Source organism: Pseudomonas sp. UBA1879 (assembly GCF_002338065.1).
Lineage (GTDB): Bacteria > Pseudomonadota > Gammaproteobacteria > Pseudomonadales > Pseudomonadaceae > Aquipseudomonas.
Genome location: NZ_DDHJ01000010.1, coordinates 72,615 through 89,285, shown reverse-complemented (window position 1 = coordinate 89,285; position 16,671 = coordinate 72,615). Strand labels below are relative to the sequence as shown.

The 16,671-nt window shown below is 60.8% G+C and carries 14 protein-coding genes and 1 pseudogene; 1 reads left to right on the top strand and 14 read right to left on the bottom strand.

Annotated features, from left to right (window positions below; genetic code table 11):
• Positions 1-75: 75 nt before the first annotated feature.
• Both flhF and flhA read right to left on the bottom strand, forming a co-directional pair.
• Positions 76-1,431 carry a flagellar biosynthesis protein FlhF gene (flhF, locus tag B3N48_RS09665; RefSeq protein WP_296182603.1) on the bottom strand — a complete coding sequence of 452 codons (1,356 nt, stop codon included), beginning with the start codon at positions 1,429-1,431 and terminating at the stop codon, positions 76-78.
• 11 nt (positions 1,432-1,442) lie between these two features.
• A complete protein-coding gene (flhA, locus tag B3N48_RS09660; RefSeq protein WP_296182601.1) occupies positions 1,443-3,572 on the bottom strand; it encodes a flagellar biosynthesis protein FlhA in 2,130 nt (709 codons plus the stop codon).
• Positions 3,573-4,044: 472 nt separating this feature from the next.
• Between flhA and B3N48_RS09655 the strand changes: the two genes are divergently transcribed.
• Positions 4,045-5,652, top strand: a complete 1,608-nt coding sequence (locus B3N48_RS09655; protein ID WP_296182599.1) for a hypothetical protein — start codon at positions 4,045-4,047, stop codon at positions 5,650-5,652.
• 44 nt (positions 5,653-5,696) lie between these two features.
• Here the strand turns inward: B3N48_RS09655 and flhB are convergent, their stop codons facing one another.
• The 12 genes and pseudogenes from flhB to B3N48_RS09595 form a co-directional block, all read right to left on the bottom strand.
• On the bottom strand, positions 5,697-6,836 hold the full coding sequence (gene flhB, locus B3N48_RS09650; protein WP_296182598.1) for a flagellar biosynthesis protein FlhB: 1,140 nt from the start codon (positions 6,834-6,836) through the stop codon (positions 5,697-5,699).
• A gap of 1 nt (position 6,837) precedes the next feature.
• A complete protein-coding gene (gene fliR, locus B3N48_RS09645; RefSeq protein ID WP_296182596.1) occupies positions 6,838-7,623 on the bottom strand; it encodes a flagellar biosynthetic protein FliR in 786 nt (261 codons plus the stop codon).
• Between the two features lie 7 nt (positions 7,624-7,630).
• Positions 7,631-7,900, bottom strand: coding sequence for a flagellar biosynthesis protein FliQ (gene fliQ, locus B3N48_RS09640; protein WP_296182592.1), 270 nt, complete (start codon positions 7,898-7,900; stop codon positions 7,631-7,633).
• A 25-nt stretch (positions 7,901-7,925) separates the two neighbouring features.
• The gene (fliP, locus tag B3N48_RS09635) at positions 7,926-8,669 is read right to left on the bottom strand and encodes a flagellar type III secretion system pore protein FliP (RefSeq protein WP_296182589.1); all 744 of its coding nucleotides are present in this window, start codon (positions 8,667-8,669) and stop codon (positions 7,926-7,928) included.
• 86 nt (positions 8,670-8,755) lie between these two features.
• Positions 8,756-9,187 (bottom strand): annotated as a pseudogene (gene fliO, locus B3N48_RS09630) (flagellar biosynthetic protein FliO); the annotation flags it as partial.
• A 73-nt stretch (positions 9,188-9,260) separates the two neighbouring features.
• Positions 9,261-9,722, bottom strand: a complete 462-nt coding sequence (gene fliN / locus B3N48_RS09625) for a flagellar motor switch protein FliN (RefSeq protein ID WP_296182586.1) — start codon at positions 9,720-9,722, stop codon at positions 9,261-9,263.
• A gap of 82 nt (positions 9,723-9,804) precedes the next feature.
• On the bottom strand, positions 9,805-10,773 hold the full coding sequence (fliM, locus tag B3N48_RS09620; RefSeq protein ID WP_296182585.1) for a flagellar motor switch protein FliM: 969 nt from the start codon (positions 10,771-10,773) through the stop codon (positions 9,805-9,807).
• A gap of 9 nt (positions 10,774-10,782) precedes the next feature.
• Complete coding sequence (gene fliL / locus B3N48_RS09615) at positions 10,783-11,286, bottom strand: flagellar basal body-associated protein FliL (protein WP_296182583.1); 504 nt, start codon at positions 11,284-11,286, stop codon at positions 10,783-10,785.
• Between the two features lie 269 nt (positions 11,287-11,555).
• On the bottom strand, positions 11,556-12,983 hold the full coding sequence (locus B3N48_RS09610; RefSeq protein ID WP_296182581.1) for a flagellar hook-length control protein FliK: 1,428 nt from the start codon (positions 12,981-12,983) through the stop codon (positions 11,556-11,558).
• A 124-nt stretch (positions 12,984-13,107) separates the two neighbouring features.
• Entirely contained in the window at positions 13,108-13,497 is a 390-nt protein-coding gene (locus tag B3N48_RS09605) for an Hpt domain-containing protein (protein WP_296182579.1), read from the bottom strand.
• Positions 13,498-13,530: 33 nt separating this feature from the next.
• Positions 13,531-15,243: an ATP-binding SpoIIE family protein phosphatase gene (locus tag B3N48_RS09600; RefSeq protein WP_296182577.1), complete on the bottom strand. Its 1,713-nt coding sequence runs from the start codon at positions 15,241-15,243 to the stop codon at positions 13,531-13,533.
• Positions 15,243-15,545, bottom strand: a complete 303-nt coding sequence (locus tag B3N48_RS09595) for an STAS domain-containing protein (RefSeq protein ID WP_296182575.1) — start codon at positions 15,543-15,545, stop codon at positions 15,243-15,245. Before B3N48_RS09595 ends, B3N48_RS09600 begins: the two co-directional genes overlap by 1 nt.
• Between the last annotated feature and the right edge of the window lie 1,126 nt (positions 15,546-16,671).

Genomic DNA, 16,671 nt, shown 5'->3' with positions numbered 1-16,671 from the left:
GGGCTGCACGTTCAGTGTGTGAACAATGCCTGGCAGACCATCGATGCAGGTATCTTCCACTGTCATTTTCCTTACCTACCCTGCACGCTTGCCGGGGTTGTGATAAAGATCCGCAAACATATCCGCCATCGCTTCCTCGCTAGGCTCCTCCTGCATCTGCACGCTGACCGCCCTGCTCACCAACTGGTGCCGACGTGGCAGATGCAGATCATCCGGAATGCGCGGGCCATCGGTGAGATAAGCCACGGGCAATTCGTGTGTCACGGCCAGGCTGAGCACTTCGCCGAGGCTGGCGGTTTCGTCCAGTTTGGTCAGGATGCACCCGGCCAGACCGCAACGTTTGTAACTGTGGTACGCCGCCGTCAGCACCTGTTTCTGGCTGGTGGTGGCGAGGACCAGGTAATTGCGCGCCTTGATGCCGCGACCGGCCAGGCTCTCCAGTTGCAGGCGCAACGCTGGGTCGCTGGCTTGCAGACCAGCGGTGTCCACCAGCACCACGCGCTTGCGCAGCAGCGGTTCCAGCGCCTGAGCCAGCGATTGGCCCGGATCGACGTGGGTCACTGGCACATTGAGAATGCGGCCCAGCGTCTTGAGCTGTTCCTGCGCGCCGATGCGAAAGCTGTCCATGCTCACCAGCGCGATGTTTTGCGCGCCGTATTTCAACACATAACGCGCGGCCAACTTGGCCAGCGTCGTGGTCTTGCCCATGCCTGCCGGGCCGACCATCGCAATCACACCGCCCTCTTCCAGAGGCTCGACGTCCGGGGTAACGATCATGCGCGCCAGGTGCGCCAGCACCATGCGCCAGGCATGGGGCTGATCGTCGGTGTCCGGCACCATCGCCAGCAGGTCGCGGGACAGCGGGCCGGACAGGCCGACACGTTGCAGACGACGCCACAGGTTGGCCTGTTGCGGTCGGCTGCCTTGCAGTTGATTCCAGGCCAGCGAACCCAGCTGGACTTCCAGCAGCTCACGCAGGCCGTTCAATTCGGATCGCATCGAGTCGTAAGCGCGCTGGCTGATGCCAGGCTCGGCCGGTTGGCGCTCGGCGCGCTCGGCACGATCCGCCGCCATGGCCGCGTGAATCGACGGGCGAAACGGTTCGTCCAGCGTCGGCTCGATTTGCTTGCTGTCGTCCATCGCCAGACCGGCGAACAGTTGGCGATTGGCGACCGTGTCCAGTTCGCTGCGGTGAGTCAGCTCGGCCTGTGCGGTCACGATGCGCGATTGCGTCTTGCGCAGTTCGTCTTCCAGCTCGACATTCGGCACGCGCGGGGCCAGCGCGGACAATTTGTAGTCCAGCGCGGCAGTCAGTTCCACGCCGCCTGCGATCCGCCGGTTACCGATGATGGCGGCTTCAGCGCCCAGCTCATCACGAACCAGTTTCATGGCTTGTCGCATATCGGCGGCGAAAAAACGCTTAACTTGCATGACTCACTACCTCAGCCGTTCGGCCCGACAGTCGCTACGATGGTGACTTGCTTGTTGTCAGGAATTTCCTGATACGCCAACACATGCATGTTCGGCACGGCCAGGCGTCCAAAGCGGGACAACATGGCGCGAACCGGACCTGCTACCAACAAAATAACCGGCTGACCTTGCATCTCCTGACGCTGCGCCGCTTCGATCAACGAGCGCTGAAGCTTCTCAGCCATGCTCGGTTCGAGCAGAACGCCTTCTTCCTGACCCTGACCTGCCTTCTGCAGACTATTGAGCAATATCTGTTCCAACCTTGGCTCAAGCGTGATAACAGGCAGCTCCGGCTCAATGCCGACAATGCTTTGGACGATGGCGCGGGACAACCCGACCCGTACGGCAGCCACCAATGCGGCGGTATCTTGACTCCGCGCAGCATTGTTGGCGATGGCTTCGGCGATGCTGCGAATGTCGCGAACCGGTACCTGTTCCGCCAGCAAGGCCTGCAGGACTTTGAGCAGTGCCGACAGTGACAGCACGCCGGGCACCAGTTCTTCAGCCAGTTTGGGCGAGCTCTTGGCCAGCAACGTCATCAGTTGCTGAACCTCCTCATGCCCGATCAACTCATGAGAGTGCTTGTAGAGGATCTGGTTCAAGTGAGTCGCCACTACGGTGCTGGCGTCGACCACGGTGTAGCCGAGGGACTGCGCCTGCGCGCGCTGACTGATTTCGATCCAGACCGCTTCGAGCCCGAACGCCGGGTCTTTGGCAGTGATGCCGTTGAGGCTGCCAAACACCTGCCCCGGGTTGATCGCCAGTTCGCGATCAGGGTAGATCTCGGCTTCGGCCAGGGTCACACCCATCAGCGTCAGGCGGTAGGCGCTCGGCGCCAGGTCCAGGTTGTCGCGGATGTGCACGGTCGGCATCAGGAAGCCCAGCTCCTGAGAAAGCTTCTTGCGCACCCCCTTGATCCGCGCCAGCAACTGACCACCCTGATTGCGGTCCACCAGCGGAATCAGGCGGTAGCCCACTTCCAGGCCGATCATGTCGATCGGGGTCACGTCGTCCCAACCCAGCTCCTTGGATTCCTGTGCGCGGTTCGGCGCCGGCAGCAGGTCCTGCTGACGCTTGACCTCTTGGATCGCCGCCAGTTTGGCCATGTTCTGTTTTTTCCACAGCAGGTAAGCGCCCCCCGCCGCCGCCAGCCCCAGGCTGATGAACGAGAAGTGCGGCATGCCGGGGACCAGGCCCATGACGATCATGATACCGGCCGACACCGCCAGCGCCTGGTGCGAGGCGAACATCTGGCGATGCACCAGCTTGCCCATTTCTTCCGAGCCGGACGCGCGGGTCACCATGATCGCGGCGGCAGTGGACAGCAGCAGCGAAGGCAACTGCGCCACCAAACCGTCACCGATGGTCAGCAGGGCGTAAACCTTGCCGGCATCGGCAAAGCTCATGTTGTGCTGCAGGATTCCCACCAGCATGCCGCCGATGAGGTTGATGAAGAGGATCAGCAGGCCAGCGATGGCGTCACCGCGGACGAATTTGCTGGCACCGTCCATGGAGCCGTAGAACTCGGCTTCCTGAGCGACTTCCAGGCGACGACGCTTGGCTTCGGCCTGATCGATCAGCCCGGCGTTGAGGTCGGCGTCGATGGCCATTTGTTTACCGGGCATCGCGTCGAGGGTGAAGCGCGCGCTCACCTCGGAGATGCGGCCGGCACCTTTGGTCACGACCACGAAGTTGATGATCATCAAAATCGCGAACACCACGATACCGACGACGTAGTTGCCACCGATCACCACTTCACCGAACGCCTGAATCACCTTACCGGCAGCGGCGTGGCCGTCCTGCCCGTGGAGCATGACCACGCGGGTCGACGCCACGTTGAGCGCCAGCCGAAGCAAGGTGGCGACGAGGAGGATGGTGGGGAATACCGAAAAATCCAGCGGCCGCAAGGCGTAGACGCAGACCAGCAGTACCACGATGGACAGCGCGATGTTGAACGTGAAAAACACGTCCAGCAGGAACGGCGGCATGGGCAACATCATCATTGCCAGCATGACCAACAGCAAGAACGGCACGCCCAACTGACCACGACCCAGACCGGCCAGGCCTACGCGAGCGTTAGAGATTAATTGTGAACGTTCCACCGATTCCGTACCTGCGCGTGATCAAACTTTTGACGCCAGAGGCGTTGTAACAGGGTTATTGCAAAAACCTGTCCAACTTGTGGGATGGGTGAAAAATATCAGAGTGCCACTAGCGGGCTGGGTGCCGAATCCGAGATGAGATCCTCATGGCTTCATTTCGCGGCAATCGGAAACTTCAATCGGGCACTGATGCTTAGCCCGATCTTGAGCCGGTAGCGCCTGCAGTGCATTCCGACACCGCAACCGTACTGTCCCTTCTCACCCGACAGCCGGTCGCCCATTCGCGCCATACCTGTCATTTGTGACAGTAGCCAACCGTAGCCGTTGGTTCTCTAATGAACCTCACCGGCGCCAGAGCGCGCCCGATACAGGGTGTTCATTGCGCCATCATGCAGGGGAAAAGCCAGGCGATCCGACTACGAGGAACGGCACCTTGTAGGCTCATAGTCACCCAGCGCGATCGATACACCTCATGGAAGAGGATGATGAAATGAAACGGATATTCGTAACGTTGTTAAGCGTCTGCCTGCTATTCGGCTGCAGTGAACGCACCCAGAACACCACTTCGCTTGACAACCCACCGCAAATTCGCAGCGCGGTGGCTGCACCCGTATCGGCGCCCTTAGCCGACCGTGGCGCACAGGTCGTTCAACAACTCATCGCCAATTACCGGAACACCGCGATTAACTGCGGCGCCGCATCAGCGCCAGCCTTCCTGTGCTCCGGCGTCATATTGAGAACGACCACCGTTTCCAGTGCATTCGATCCCTGGGACCACTCCCCATTTTCTAGATTGACCGACGCGGTGTCTTTCTCATATTTGAGGAAAGACAGCAAGTTTGGTAGAGCGCCCTGGGGCGTTGCCAACGGCTATATCCTCTACCCCATGTTGCAAACCCCGGAGGGGAAAATCAGGCCGCAGGTCATCTGCTTTTTCCCGCTAGATGGTGCTACGTTCTACCGAAACGCAGCCAAACAGTACGGCTGTCGCGACAGCATCGTCACGCACCCCTACCCCAACGTGAGCAGACCTTGCCGTGAATTGGGCATCACGACCGCCGAGCAGTGGCTCGCCCGCTTCAGGGACCCTGCAGGCAGGGCGCGGCCCAATGCCTACGCCTGTTCATTCATGGTCAGCGATGGTTTGAATGCAGAAGCCACGACGGCGTTCAATCAGGCGTTACGCGTACGATCGGCATTGATTCCGGACTATGCCTTTCAGGAGCATAACGAGCTGAGAATCAAAGCCTGGCCGGAGCGCCAACCTGCCCCACTGCCCATCATGGCGTTTTTCTATCTGGAGGGTGGGCTGGCGAATGCACGAATCGACCAACGCAAATACTTTGATCGAACCCAAGGACAGGTTGTTCCGATTATTAAACTCACCTTGCCCCCAACGCGTCAGCAAGACGCAACGTTTCAGTACCTCCAAAGCGATCAGGTCGTCACACCGGTCACCCCGGAAAAACCAAATCCGACGGTTCAGAAAGCGTACCTCTCCAACGGCGAATACCATCTTCGCCTGGCCGACATCTACACCGACACTCACGTCAAAGTCGACGTACCGCAATACCTCGGGATGGCGGCGACAGATACATTGATGGTGCGCTGGATAGGAAGAGCGAGATACAACAGCGAGATCTTGACGGTCGGTACACCGGGCAAGAAAACCCTCTCCATACCGCGGATAGAGGTCGTGGATAACATCGGCCGATCCGTGGCGGTGGGATACACCGTGAGAACAAGTCCGGCGGCCACGCCCGTGGAATCGAAACGACTGACGCTGCACATTGACCCGCAGGCACTCAATCTGCCACCCCCCGCTTACAGCGCAGGCAAGGTTACGCTGAACTTCCGAGGAACGACGGGTTACACCTCCCAGGTTCGCTGGACAGGCGTGGTAGAGCGCGATACCCCGACACAGCCCGTCACCACAGGCCAGCCACAGACATTCACCATCAGCCCTTCCTGGATCAGCGAAAACCGGTCCAAGACCGTTCTGATCAACTACTCCGTCTGGAGAACCGGCACAGTGGGTCAGAAAATGTTCTCTCAGGTGTTGCGAGTCCCCATACCGTGAATAAATGCCTACGAGGAAAGGCATCCGCGCAGCGATCTCAAGCCCTACGAATCCCGCCTTAAATCCGGCGGAATCGGCAAGACGTCATTCAACGGATCAGGCCGCTTGCCGCGTCCGGCCTGGAATTGGCGGATCTGGTACACGTAGGCCAGCACCTGCGCCACCGCCAGGTACAGCCCGGCTGGAATTTCCTCTTCCAGCTCGGTGCTGTAATAGATCGAACGCGCCAGTGCGGGCGACTCCAGCAGCAGGATCTGATGCTGCGCTGCGATCTCGCGAATCTTCAGTGCGATGAAGTCCGTGCCCTTGGCCAGCAGCACCGGCGCGCCGCCCTTATCAGCGTCGTACTTCAACGCGACGGCATAGTGGGTCGGGTTGGTGATGATCACGTCAGCCTCAGGAATTGCCGCCATCATCCGACGCTGCGACATCTCACGCTGCAACTGACGAATCCGCCCCTTGACCTCGGGGCGCCCCTCGTTGTCCTTGTGTTCATCGCGTACTTCCTGCTTGGTCATCAGCAACTTCTGCCGGGCCTGATACAACTGCACCGGCACATCGATGGCCGCGATGATCAGCAAGCCGAACGCCATGTACAACGTGCTCCATCCCACCAGTTGCAAGCTGTGCGCGACCGCCATCTCCATTGGCTCATGGGCGATAGCCACCAGGTCTTTCTTGTCCTTGGACAACACCACCACCGCCACCGTCAGGACGATGAAAAACTTGCCGAAGGACTTCAGCAGTTCCACCAACGCGTGGGGCGAGACCATGCGCTTGAGCCCGGCCAAGGGGTTCAGCCGACCGAACTTGGGCGCCATCGAGCCCGGTGCGAACAGCCAGCCCCCCAGAGAAATCGGGCCGATGAGCGAAGCAATCGCCAGGGAAATGAGCAATGGCATGATCGAGGCCAGCGCCGCCTTGCCGGACACCAGCAGCATCAGGCTCATGCTGCGCTCGTCCATCAGCGCCTCGCGGGTGATCGTGAAGTTGTCGCGCATCAGGTGCATCATCATTTCGGCCATGGAACCGCCGAACGCCAACAGACCGCCCGCGCCCACGATCATCACGATGACCGTGTTGAGGTCTTTGGAGCGGGCGATCTCGCCCTTCTCCCGCGCCTCGCGTTTACGTTTGTCCGTGGGGTCTTCTGACTTGTCCTGACCGCTTTCGCTTTCTGCCATGTCAGCGCGCCTTGACCATGTCCCTGAGCAACTGCATGGCGTCGACCGCCAGCGGTTGGTATTGATTGAGGAAGTCACCAAGGGTGACCCAGAGGACCCCCATGCCCAGCACCAGCGTCAGCGGGAAACCGATGGTGAAGATGTTCAACTGCGGCGCGGCCCGGGTCATCACGCCCATGGCGATGTTCAGCACCAGCAGCGCGGCGATCGCTGGCAACACCAGCACCAGCGCGGCACCGAACACCCAGCCCAGGCGCAACACCAGCTCCCAGAAATGGGCGGGGATCAGCCCCTGCCCGACCGGCAGCGTGGTAAAGCTTTCGACCAGCACTTCAAACACCACCAAATGCCCGTTGCTCGCCAGAAACACCAGCGTCAGCAGCATGGTGAAGAACTGTCCGATCACGGCGCTGGAGACGCCGTTGATCGGGTCGACCATGGACGCGAAGCCCATGCCCATCTGAATGGCGATGATTTGCCCGGCGATCACGAACGCCTGAAAGAACAGCTGCAAGGACAGCCCCATGGCCGCCCCGATGAGAATCTGCTGGCCGACCAGCATCAGCGCACTGAGGTCCAGCGCGTGGACTTCCGGCATGGGCGGCAAAACGGGCGCGATGACCACCGTGATCGCCAGTGCGAAGTAAAGACGAATACGCCGCGGCAGCAGGGTCGTGCCGATGATCGGCATGGTCATCAGTACCGCGACGATCCGAAACAGCGGCAGCACGAACGCCGCCACCCAACCGCTGATCTGCGTGTCGGTCAGCGCCAGCACAGGTTCCATTCGCCGATCAGCCGATGACTTGAGGGATGCTGGTGTACAGCGAAATGATGTATTCCATGAAGGTGCGCACCATCCACGGCCCGATCACGATCAGGGTGACCAGCATGACCAACAGTCGCGGCAGGAAGCTCAATGTCTGTTCGTTGATCTGCGTGGCGGCCTGGAACATCGACACAATCAGGCCGACGACCAGGCTGGGAACCACGAGAATCGCGACCATGGTGACGATCAGCCAAAGGGCTTCGCGGAAGATATCGAGGGCGACTTCAGGGGTCATGCCAGGCACTCCGTTTCAGACAGGGTCATACGCCACCGAAACTGCCGGCCAGCGTACCGATGATCAAGGCCCAGCCATCCACCAGCACGAACAGCATGATCTTGAACGGCAGCGAAATGATCAGGGGCGACAGCATCATCATGCCCATCGCCATCAGCACACTGGCGATGACCAGGTCGATGATCAGGAACGGGATGAAAATCATGAAGCCGATCTGGAACGCGGTCTTCAACTCCGACGTGACGAAGGCCGGGACGATGATGGTCAACGGCGCCGCCTCAGGCGTCGGGATGTCGGTGCGCTTGGACAGACGCATGAACAGTTCCATGTCACTGGAGCGGGTCTGCGCCAGCATGAAATCCTTGATCGGCACCTCGGCTTTGGCCACGGCATCCTGTGCGGTGATTTTCTCGGCGAGGTACGGCTGCAAGGCATCGTTGTTCACACGATCAAACACCGGCGCCATGATGAACAGCGTCAGGAACAGCGCCATGCCGGTAAGGATCTGGTTCGACGGCGTCTGCTGCAAGCCCAACGCCTGACGCACGATGGAGAACACGATGATGATCCGGGTAAAGCTGGTCATCAGCATGACGAACGCCGGGATGAAACTCAGCGCGGTCATGATCAGCAGGATTTGCAGGCTGACCGAGTACTCCTGTTGACCGTTGGCCCCGGTGCCCAGAGTGATCGCCGGAATCGACAACGGATCGGCGCCGAACGCCAGCGGGGCTGCCAGCAGCAACAGCAGCGTCAAGACGATACGCATCAGTTCTTGTCCTTCTGACCCGGATGGCCGAAACCGTCCTTGCCCGCCTGCCCTTGATCGGCGCGTGGCGCTGCAATGCCTTTGTTGCCCAGGACTTCCATCAGGCGTCGCGCGAATTCGGGCGTGGCGTGCTGCGTCTGCGGCACCTGTACCGGCTCCTTCATCACGTGCAGCGCGGTGATACTGCCGGGCGAGACGCCGAGCAATACCTGTTCGTTGCCGACTTGCACCAGCACCAGCCGATCACGCGGCCCAAGGGCACGGGAGCCGACCAGCTCGATCACCTGATTGCCACCGGGGCCCGCGCGCTGCACCCGACGCATCAGCCAGGCCAGGACAAAAATCAGACCGACCACCAGTAACAGCCCCAGCACCAGCTGCAACAGTTGCCCACTGACGCCGCTGCCCAGGGCACCCGACGCCTGCGGAGCAGCCGACACCGCCGGCGCTGCAGCCGATGCGGCGGGCGCAGCAGTGGTCGCCGCTGGCGCGGCAGGCGTTGCCGGATCCGCCGCCATGACCACCCACGATGTCGCCAGCAGCGCCAGCCCGGCCAGGCCTTTCAGCCCTTTCACCCAGAAGCCGCCCACCTTAACGCAGCTTCTTGATGCGTTCGCTCGGGCTGATCACGTCGGTCAGGCGGATGCCGAACTTCTCGTTCACCACCACCACTTCGCCGTGGGCGATCAGCGTGCCGTTGACCAGCACGTCCAGCGGCTCGCCAGCCAGGCGATCGAGCTCGATCACCGAACCCTGGTTGAGCTGTAGCAGGTTACGAATGTTGATGTCGGTGCTGCCGACTTCCATGGAAATCGACACCGGGATATCGAGGATCACGTCCAGGTTCGGACCTTCCAGCGAGACCGGGCCGTTGTTCTTCGGCATGCTGCCGAACTCTTCCATTGCCAGACGATTGGTCGAGTTGCCCGCGTCGGCCGCCAACAGGGCGTCGATGTCCGCCTGACCGCCCTCACCCGCTTCGCCCAGGGCCGCAGCCCACTCGTCGGCCAGTGCCTGGTCGTCTGTGGAATTCATTTCGTTTTCATCAGCCATGGTTGTCCTCGGCGAGCAATATTCGTTGACACAGCAATTCGTTTACGCAGCACATTCTGTCTTTGTCGGCAGCCGCCACTGGTCAACGGCGTTCGACCGGCTCGACCACTTGCAGGGCCAGATTGCCCTTGTGCGAGCCCAGCTTGACCTTGAACGACGGCACGCCATTGGCGCGCATGATCAGGTGATCGTTGAGCTCCACCGGAATCACGTCGCCCGGCTGCATGTGCAGAATGTCTCGCAGCTTGAGCTGACGCCGAGCCACGGTTGCGTTCAGCGGCACCGACACATCCAGCACGTCCTGCTTGAGCGCGTTGACCCAACGCTCGTCCTGGTCGTCCAGGTCGGACTGGAAACCGGCATCGAGCATTTCGCGGACCGGTTCGATCATCGAGTACGGCATGGTCACGTGCAGATCGCCGCCACCGCCGTCGAGTTCGATGTGGAAGGTCGAGACCACGATCGCTTCGCTCGGCCCGACGATGTTGGCCATGGCCGGATTCACTTCCGAGTTGATGTACTCGAAGTTGACTTCCATGATCGCCTGCCAGGCTTCTTTCAGGTCGATGAAAGCCTGATCCAATACGATCCGCACCACGCGCAATTCGGTCGGGGTAAATTCCCGGCCTTCGATCTTGGCGTGGCGACCGTCGCCGCCGAAGAAGTTGTCCACCAGCTTGAACACCAGCTTGGCGTCCAGAATGAACAGCGCCGTACCGCGCAGCGGCTTGATCTTCACCAGATTGAGGCTGGTGGGTACGTACAGCGAATGCACGTACTCGCCGAACTTCATCACCTGCACACCGCCCACCGCCACGTCCGCCGAACGGCGCAGCAGGTTGAACATGCTGATGCGGGTGTAGCGGGCGAAACGCTCATTGATCATTTCCAGGGTGGGCATGCGTCCACGGACGATGCGGTCCTGGCTGGTCAGGTCATAACTTTTGACGCTGCCGGGTTCGATAACGCTTTCGGTCTGCACCAGACCATCGTCCACGCCATGCAGCAGCGCGTCGATCTCATCCTGGGACAGCAGGTCTTGCACGGCCATGTCGTGGTCCTACTGCAGTACGTAGTTAGTGAAAAGAACCTGTTCGATGACGCTTTTGTTCAGCTCTTTCTGGCCGACCTCTTGCACCACGGCGGCGGCCTTCTGACGCAACATTTCCATGCCCACCGGGGTGGCAATGGTGTCGAACGGCTGGCCCGAGAACATCATCACCAGGTTGTTGCGAATGACCGGCATATGCACCTTCAAAGCCTCCAGGTCCGCGTGATCACGGGCCAGGAGGGTAATGCTGACCTGCATGTAGCGCTGACGGCCGTTGACGTTGTAGTTCACGACGAAGGGCGGCGTCAGCGGTTCGAAGATAGCGTCTTTCTTGGCGTTGGCAGCCTCGGCAGCCAGCGCCGGATCAGGCTTGCTTTCGGACTTGTGCATGATGAACCAGGTGGCGCCGACAGACAGCCCGATGGCCAGCAGCAAGCCCACCACGATCAGGATGATGATCTTCAGCTTGCCTTTCTTCGCCGGGTCTTTAACTGCGTCGTCGCTCTTCGCCATGCCAATAATCCGTCACTATCCGAGGGGTTCTGTGTTGCGTGACAGAGGAAGAGCAAGGTGTGTGCCAGAAAGGCAGCTTCGAGCTTCGGGCCGCAAGCGTGGAGGAAAAGCAGAGAAGCAGTTTTGGAGGGTGAGCTGCATGCTGCGAGAAAAAGCAAAGCGGTGAGGCGGGAGAAACCGGGGTTTCTCTCGCACTCACCGCTTTTGATGGTGCTGTTACTTGCTGCTTGCAGCTCACCACCCACAGCCGCCTGAAACGCCCTGGCGTTTTAAGCGTAGTAGTCGACGGCGCTGGAACCGACAACGGTCAATGGCGCGTTGGCCGCTGCAGCGGCGGCGTCGATCGGCGCGCCGTCGGCGATCAGGTCGCCGTCAGTGGCACCGCCCGCACCGCGCGTACCGTTACTGCGCTGGCTATCACCGGATTGCTGTTGCTGAGCCTGTTGCTGCCAACCCTGAGACTGGTCGGACACGTTGACGTTGACCTGGCCCATGCCCTGCTGAACGAAAGAATCGCGCAGGCGCGACATCTGGCTTTCCAGCGCTTCACGCACGCCAACGTGGGCGCTCATGAAGGTGACTTGGGTCTGCTGGTCTGCCGCCATATTGACGCGGATATCCAGACGACCGAGTTCAGCCGGTTGCAGTTGAATGTCGGCCTGTTTCAGGCTCTGGCTGGACAGGTACATCACGCGGTTGACGATGCCTTCGGTCCAACCGCTCTGGTTCATGGCCAATGGCTGGTTGATCAGCGGCGCAGGCGCCGGCGCGTTGGTCTTCACTTGCGCGGCCTGGGACAACGCCGCCAGACGCTCGGCGAAGTTGTCGACGCGGGTATCGCTGGCGGCACTCTTCACATCCTTCAGCCCATCGGCCAGCAAACCGCCGAACGCCTTATCACCACCGCCTTCAGTGGCGTCCTTGTCGGCAGACTTGTCGCCGAGCGCCGCCAAGGTGCCTGCCAGCATCTGCGCAGGGTCGGCGTTAGCGTCCTGCTTGACGTTGCCCGCATCGTTGGCATGACCGTTCAGCTGCGCGGTTTGCTGGGTCTTGTTCTCCAGCGCCACCTGCACAGCGGTCAGTCCTTCAAGAGGGTCGGCAGATGGATCGAACTGATCGTCGGGCGCATCGGTCGCCACGGGCGGTGTGACGGCCTGGGTGTTAGCGGCCGCCGCTTGCAGCACCGCAGGATCGATCACCGGCTGTGCGTCCACGGCGACCGGGACAGGCGTCTGAGGCGCAGTCACCATCAGCGTCGGATCGACCACCGGCGGCGCAACCGAGCCGCCGGCAACCACCGTCGCATTGGCGGCATTGGCCGCTTCGGTGGTGTCGTCCTCACTGTCGTCATCGTCGTCGCTGCCGCTGCTGCCGCTGTCCTTGCCGTCGTCGCTGTCCTTGTCGTGGACCGAATTGGCAGGCAAGGCATTGCCGTTACCGGCAACGGTCTTGTCGGAAGCGGCAGACGTTTGGTTGGCGTCGTGCTTGTCCGCCGCCGAAGTCTTGGCGCTGACGGGCTTTGACGGGCTGTCATCGACGGACGCAGGCTTGGGCGTGGCCTGCTTGGCGAACACGCTGGAAAAGCTGGAAGCCTTGTCCTTGACGGGGTCCGGGGCCTTCGCCGACGTCGCGGTGCTGGCTTTCTGAGCTTTGGCAGCCGTCAGAGCCGTGAGTAGGGGGTTGTTGGCGAGGGCCATGTTGATCTCCGCAAGGGCACGATTACACAGAGATCTAGCAAAGGCCGGGCCAGAATAGCGAATCACTGCAAAGTGAGCGCGTAGCAGCCGTCATGACCCGTCGCGCTGCGGCTGCTGTGAATGATCAATGCCGCGTCAGCGTGGTCTGCAATTCGACGTCGAAGAAATCGCGAACGACCTTGAACTCGGCATGAATGGCCTGGACCAACTCCAGAATCCGAGCGCGGCTGACGGCGCCCTGATCCCGCACCAGTTCTTCCAGCTGATGGCACAGCTCGGCCAAATGCGCCGCACCCATGTTGCCGCTGCTGCCTTTGAAGCTGTGAGCCATGGCACGCAGGGTCTGCAACTGCGCAGGAGACGTCGGGGAGAAATCAGGTCCCTGGATCAGCCCGTTCAAATCCGTAACGCGGGCTTCCGAGTCCTTGATGAAGATATGCAGCAATGCCGGGTATTCGGCTTCCATGACATCGCGCAACGTACTGAGTACGGTCAAATCCACATGCGTGTTCAATGCTTGCTCGCTCCTTGATCAAGATGCGCGGGATTATGCCAGACCCTCCCACGCAAACTCCACTGACGCGGTGCGGCCATCTTCCGACCAGCGACAGCGGTCACTGAGTTGCCGCACCAGGCTCAAGCCGCGGCCTGACAACTGATCGATCGCAGGCGGGCGCGACAGCACGTGTTCAGCGTCGAACCCGTTGCCGCTGTCATGCACCTCGACCGTCAGGCGCCCGCCCTGCCCCGCCGGAATGACCTGAAAATGAAAGCGGATGAAGCCGTCTTTCAATGCGTCCAGACGCTCACCCCGCTGCTGATAATAGAGGGCAAACCCCTCGGCGTTCTGCTTGAGCGCCGAATCCAGACCCAGTACGCCATGCTCCAGCGCGTTGCTGTACAGCTCGGCCAGCACGATATACAGCTCGCTGCTTTGCTGCCGCAGGCCGTGAACCTCCTGCAACAGCTGCAGCAGGTAGGGCAACGGGTTGAAGCGCTTGAGGGTCGAGGCGCGGAACTCGAAACTGGCCGACCAGTCCAGCGGGCTGGAATCGCCACTGTCGGTGTAGATCACCGATGGCGGGCCCAGGGATTCAGGCTCGGTAAAGCCCACTTCGAGCATGCTGACGTCGTCGCGCACCTGGCCGCGAAACCGCGTCAGCGCCCATTGCACTTCTTCGATCAGCATCGCCGGGTTGCGGTTGGTGACCAACACATTCTGCAGGCGTCGGGCGCCGAACATCTCGCCGCTTTCGTCGGTGCTGTCGACCACGCCGTCGGACAGCAGAAACACTCGGTCACCGGGGCCGAAGGGATAGACCTGGGTGTTGTCGTCAAAACTGCCAGCGCTCAACACCCCCAACGGCAAGTGCGACGACACCAGCGGCGTATGAGGACGGCCGTCGCCGTGCAGCAGGTACCCATCGGGCAGGCCGCCATTCCACACTTCGACCAGTTGCTGTTTGAAGTTGACGCTGATCAGCGCTGCGCAGCAGAACATGTCCACGGGCAGGATGCGCTTGAGCTTGGCGTTCATTTCGCGCAGGGTTTCCGGCAGGCCATAGCCCTTGGCCGTCATGCCGTAGAACACTTCCGCCAGCGGCATCGCGCCGACGGCAGCGGGCAAGCCATGGCCGGTAAAGTCGCCGAGCAGCACGTGCATGTTGCCCGACGGCGCCCAGGCCGCCAGCAGCAAGTCGCCGTTGAACAGCGCGTAAGGCGATTGCAGGTAGCGGATATTCGGCGCGCTGAGGCAGCCGGAGTGGGCAATCTGATCGAACACCGCCTTGGCCACGCGCTGTTCGTTGAGCAGGTATTTGTGGTGGCGGGCGATGAGGTCGCGCTGTTGCAGAACGGTTTCCTGCAGCAGCCGCAGCCGGTTCATCGCGTTGATTTTCGCAGCCAGCACGATCGGGTTGTAGGGTTTGGCGACGAAGTCATCGCCCCCCGCGTCCAGGCACCGCGCCAGGCCTTCGTTTTCGCTCATGGAGGTGAGGAAAATGATCGGCACCAGCGCCTCGCCCGCCAGCTCCTTGATCCGTCGCGCGGCTTCGAAGCCGTCCATGACGGGCATCAGAGCGTCCATCAAAATCAGTTGCGGTCGCCGCTGTTCGAACATCGCCACCGCTTCCGCCCCGTCGCACGCAGCCAACGCCTCATGGCCCTGACGGCTGATGATCGCCGAGAGCAGCATGCGGTCGCTGGCGTTGTCATCGGCGATGAGGATCGTCAGGCGCTCAGGCGGCGCGGAATGCACCATCAGCCGATGCGGAAGAGTTTGGAGAAGTTGGAGATGGCGAGGATTTTCTGGACATCATTGCTGCAGTTTTCCAGCCGCACATCGGCGCGATCGCCACCGGCATGATCACGCAACAACAGCAGCATGCCTAGGGCCGAGCTGTCGAGGTAGTTGGTGTCTTTGAGATCGACTACGAAACGTTTGGCCTTCACTTCTTTTTCGTACGCACCGCGGAAGTCTTGATGCGTGGAGAAATCAAAGCGTCCCTTGATCTTGATGGTCAGTTGCTGCTCGTCTTCAGAACGATCGAAAGTTACTGACATGGTAAATCCCTTATGTGAAACGGCGTCAGACGGGTGAAGTTTTAGCATTGGTTGTGCGGCGCGGCAAATGGAGTTTGCTGTGGGTTGTAAAGCGCGTGAATATCCATTTCTTCGGGTGTTGCTGATATCGGTTCCGCCCTTACGGCGGGTCACTTTTTCCAAGAGCCGAAAAAGTAACCAAAAAGGCCCTGCTCCTGGTTGGTTCCTCCTTCGTCGGAATACCCTCACTCCGGCGACGCTCCGTGGGCCCGCGCCGAACGGACATCCATGTCCTGACGGCGCTCTCGCGGCATCCATGCCGCTCGACCCACTCCGCATCGCCTGCGTTCGGCCTGCACCCAAGTCGCGTTCGGCGGCGTCTGAGCCATCGTGTGAAAAAGACCAACAGCAACAGCCGGAGCGGAACTGCGCTCCTTTTGCTCCGCACACGTTTGCTGGATACACGCGATCAGATGTAGGAGCCGCCGGAGGCACGACGGCAGCGAAGCGGTGTATCAGGCACATTATTTATCGCCGACCCACCGCTTTCGCTGCCGTCGTGCCTCCGGCGGCTCCTACAGGGATAGCGTCAAGAGTCGAAATTAACGTTCGCATTCGCGATCAGCAACACCATCAACTCGGCCTGTACCCAAGCCGCGTTCGGCGGCGTCTGGGCCATCGTGTGAGAAAGAGCAACAGCAACAGCCGGAGAGGAAGTGCGTTCGTTTTGCTCCGCACACGCTTACTGGATACACGCGATCAAATGTAGGAGCCGCCGGAGGCACGACGGCAGCGAAGCGGTGTATCAGGCACATTATTGATCACCGACCCACCGCTTTCGCTGCCGTCGTGCCTCCGGCGGCTCCTACAGGGATAGCGTCAAGAGTCAAAATCAACGTTCGTATTCGCGACCAGCAACATCATCAACTCGGCCTGCACCCAAGTCGCGTTCGGCGGCGTCTGGGCCATCGTGTGAAAAAGAGCAACAGCCGGAGCGCAACTGCGCTCCTTTTGCTCCGCACAGGCTTGCTGGATGCACGCGATCAAATGTACGAGACGCCGGAGGCACGACGGCAGCGAAGCGGTGTATCAGGCACATTATTGATCACCGACCCACCACTTTCGCTGCCGTCGTGCCTCCGGCGTC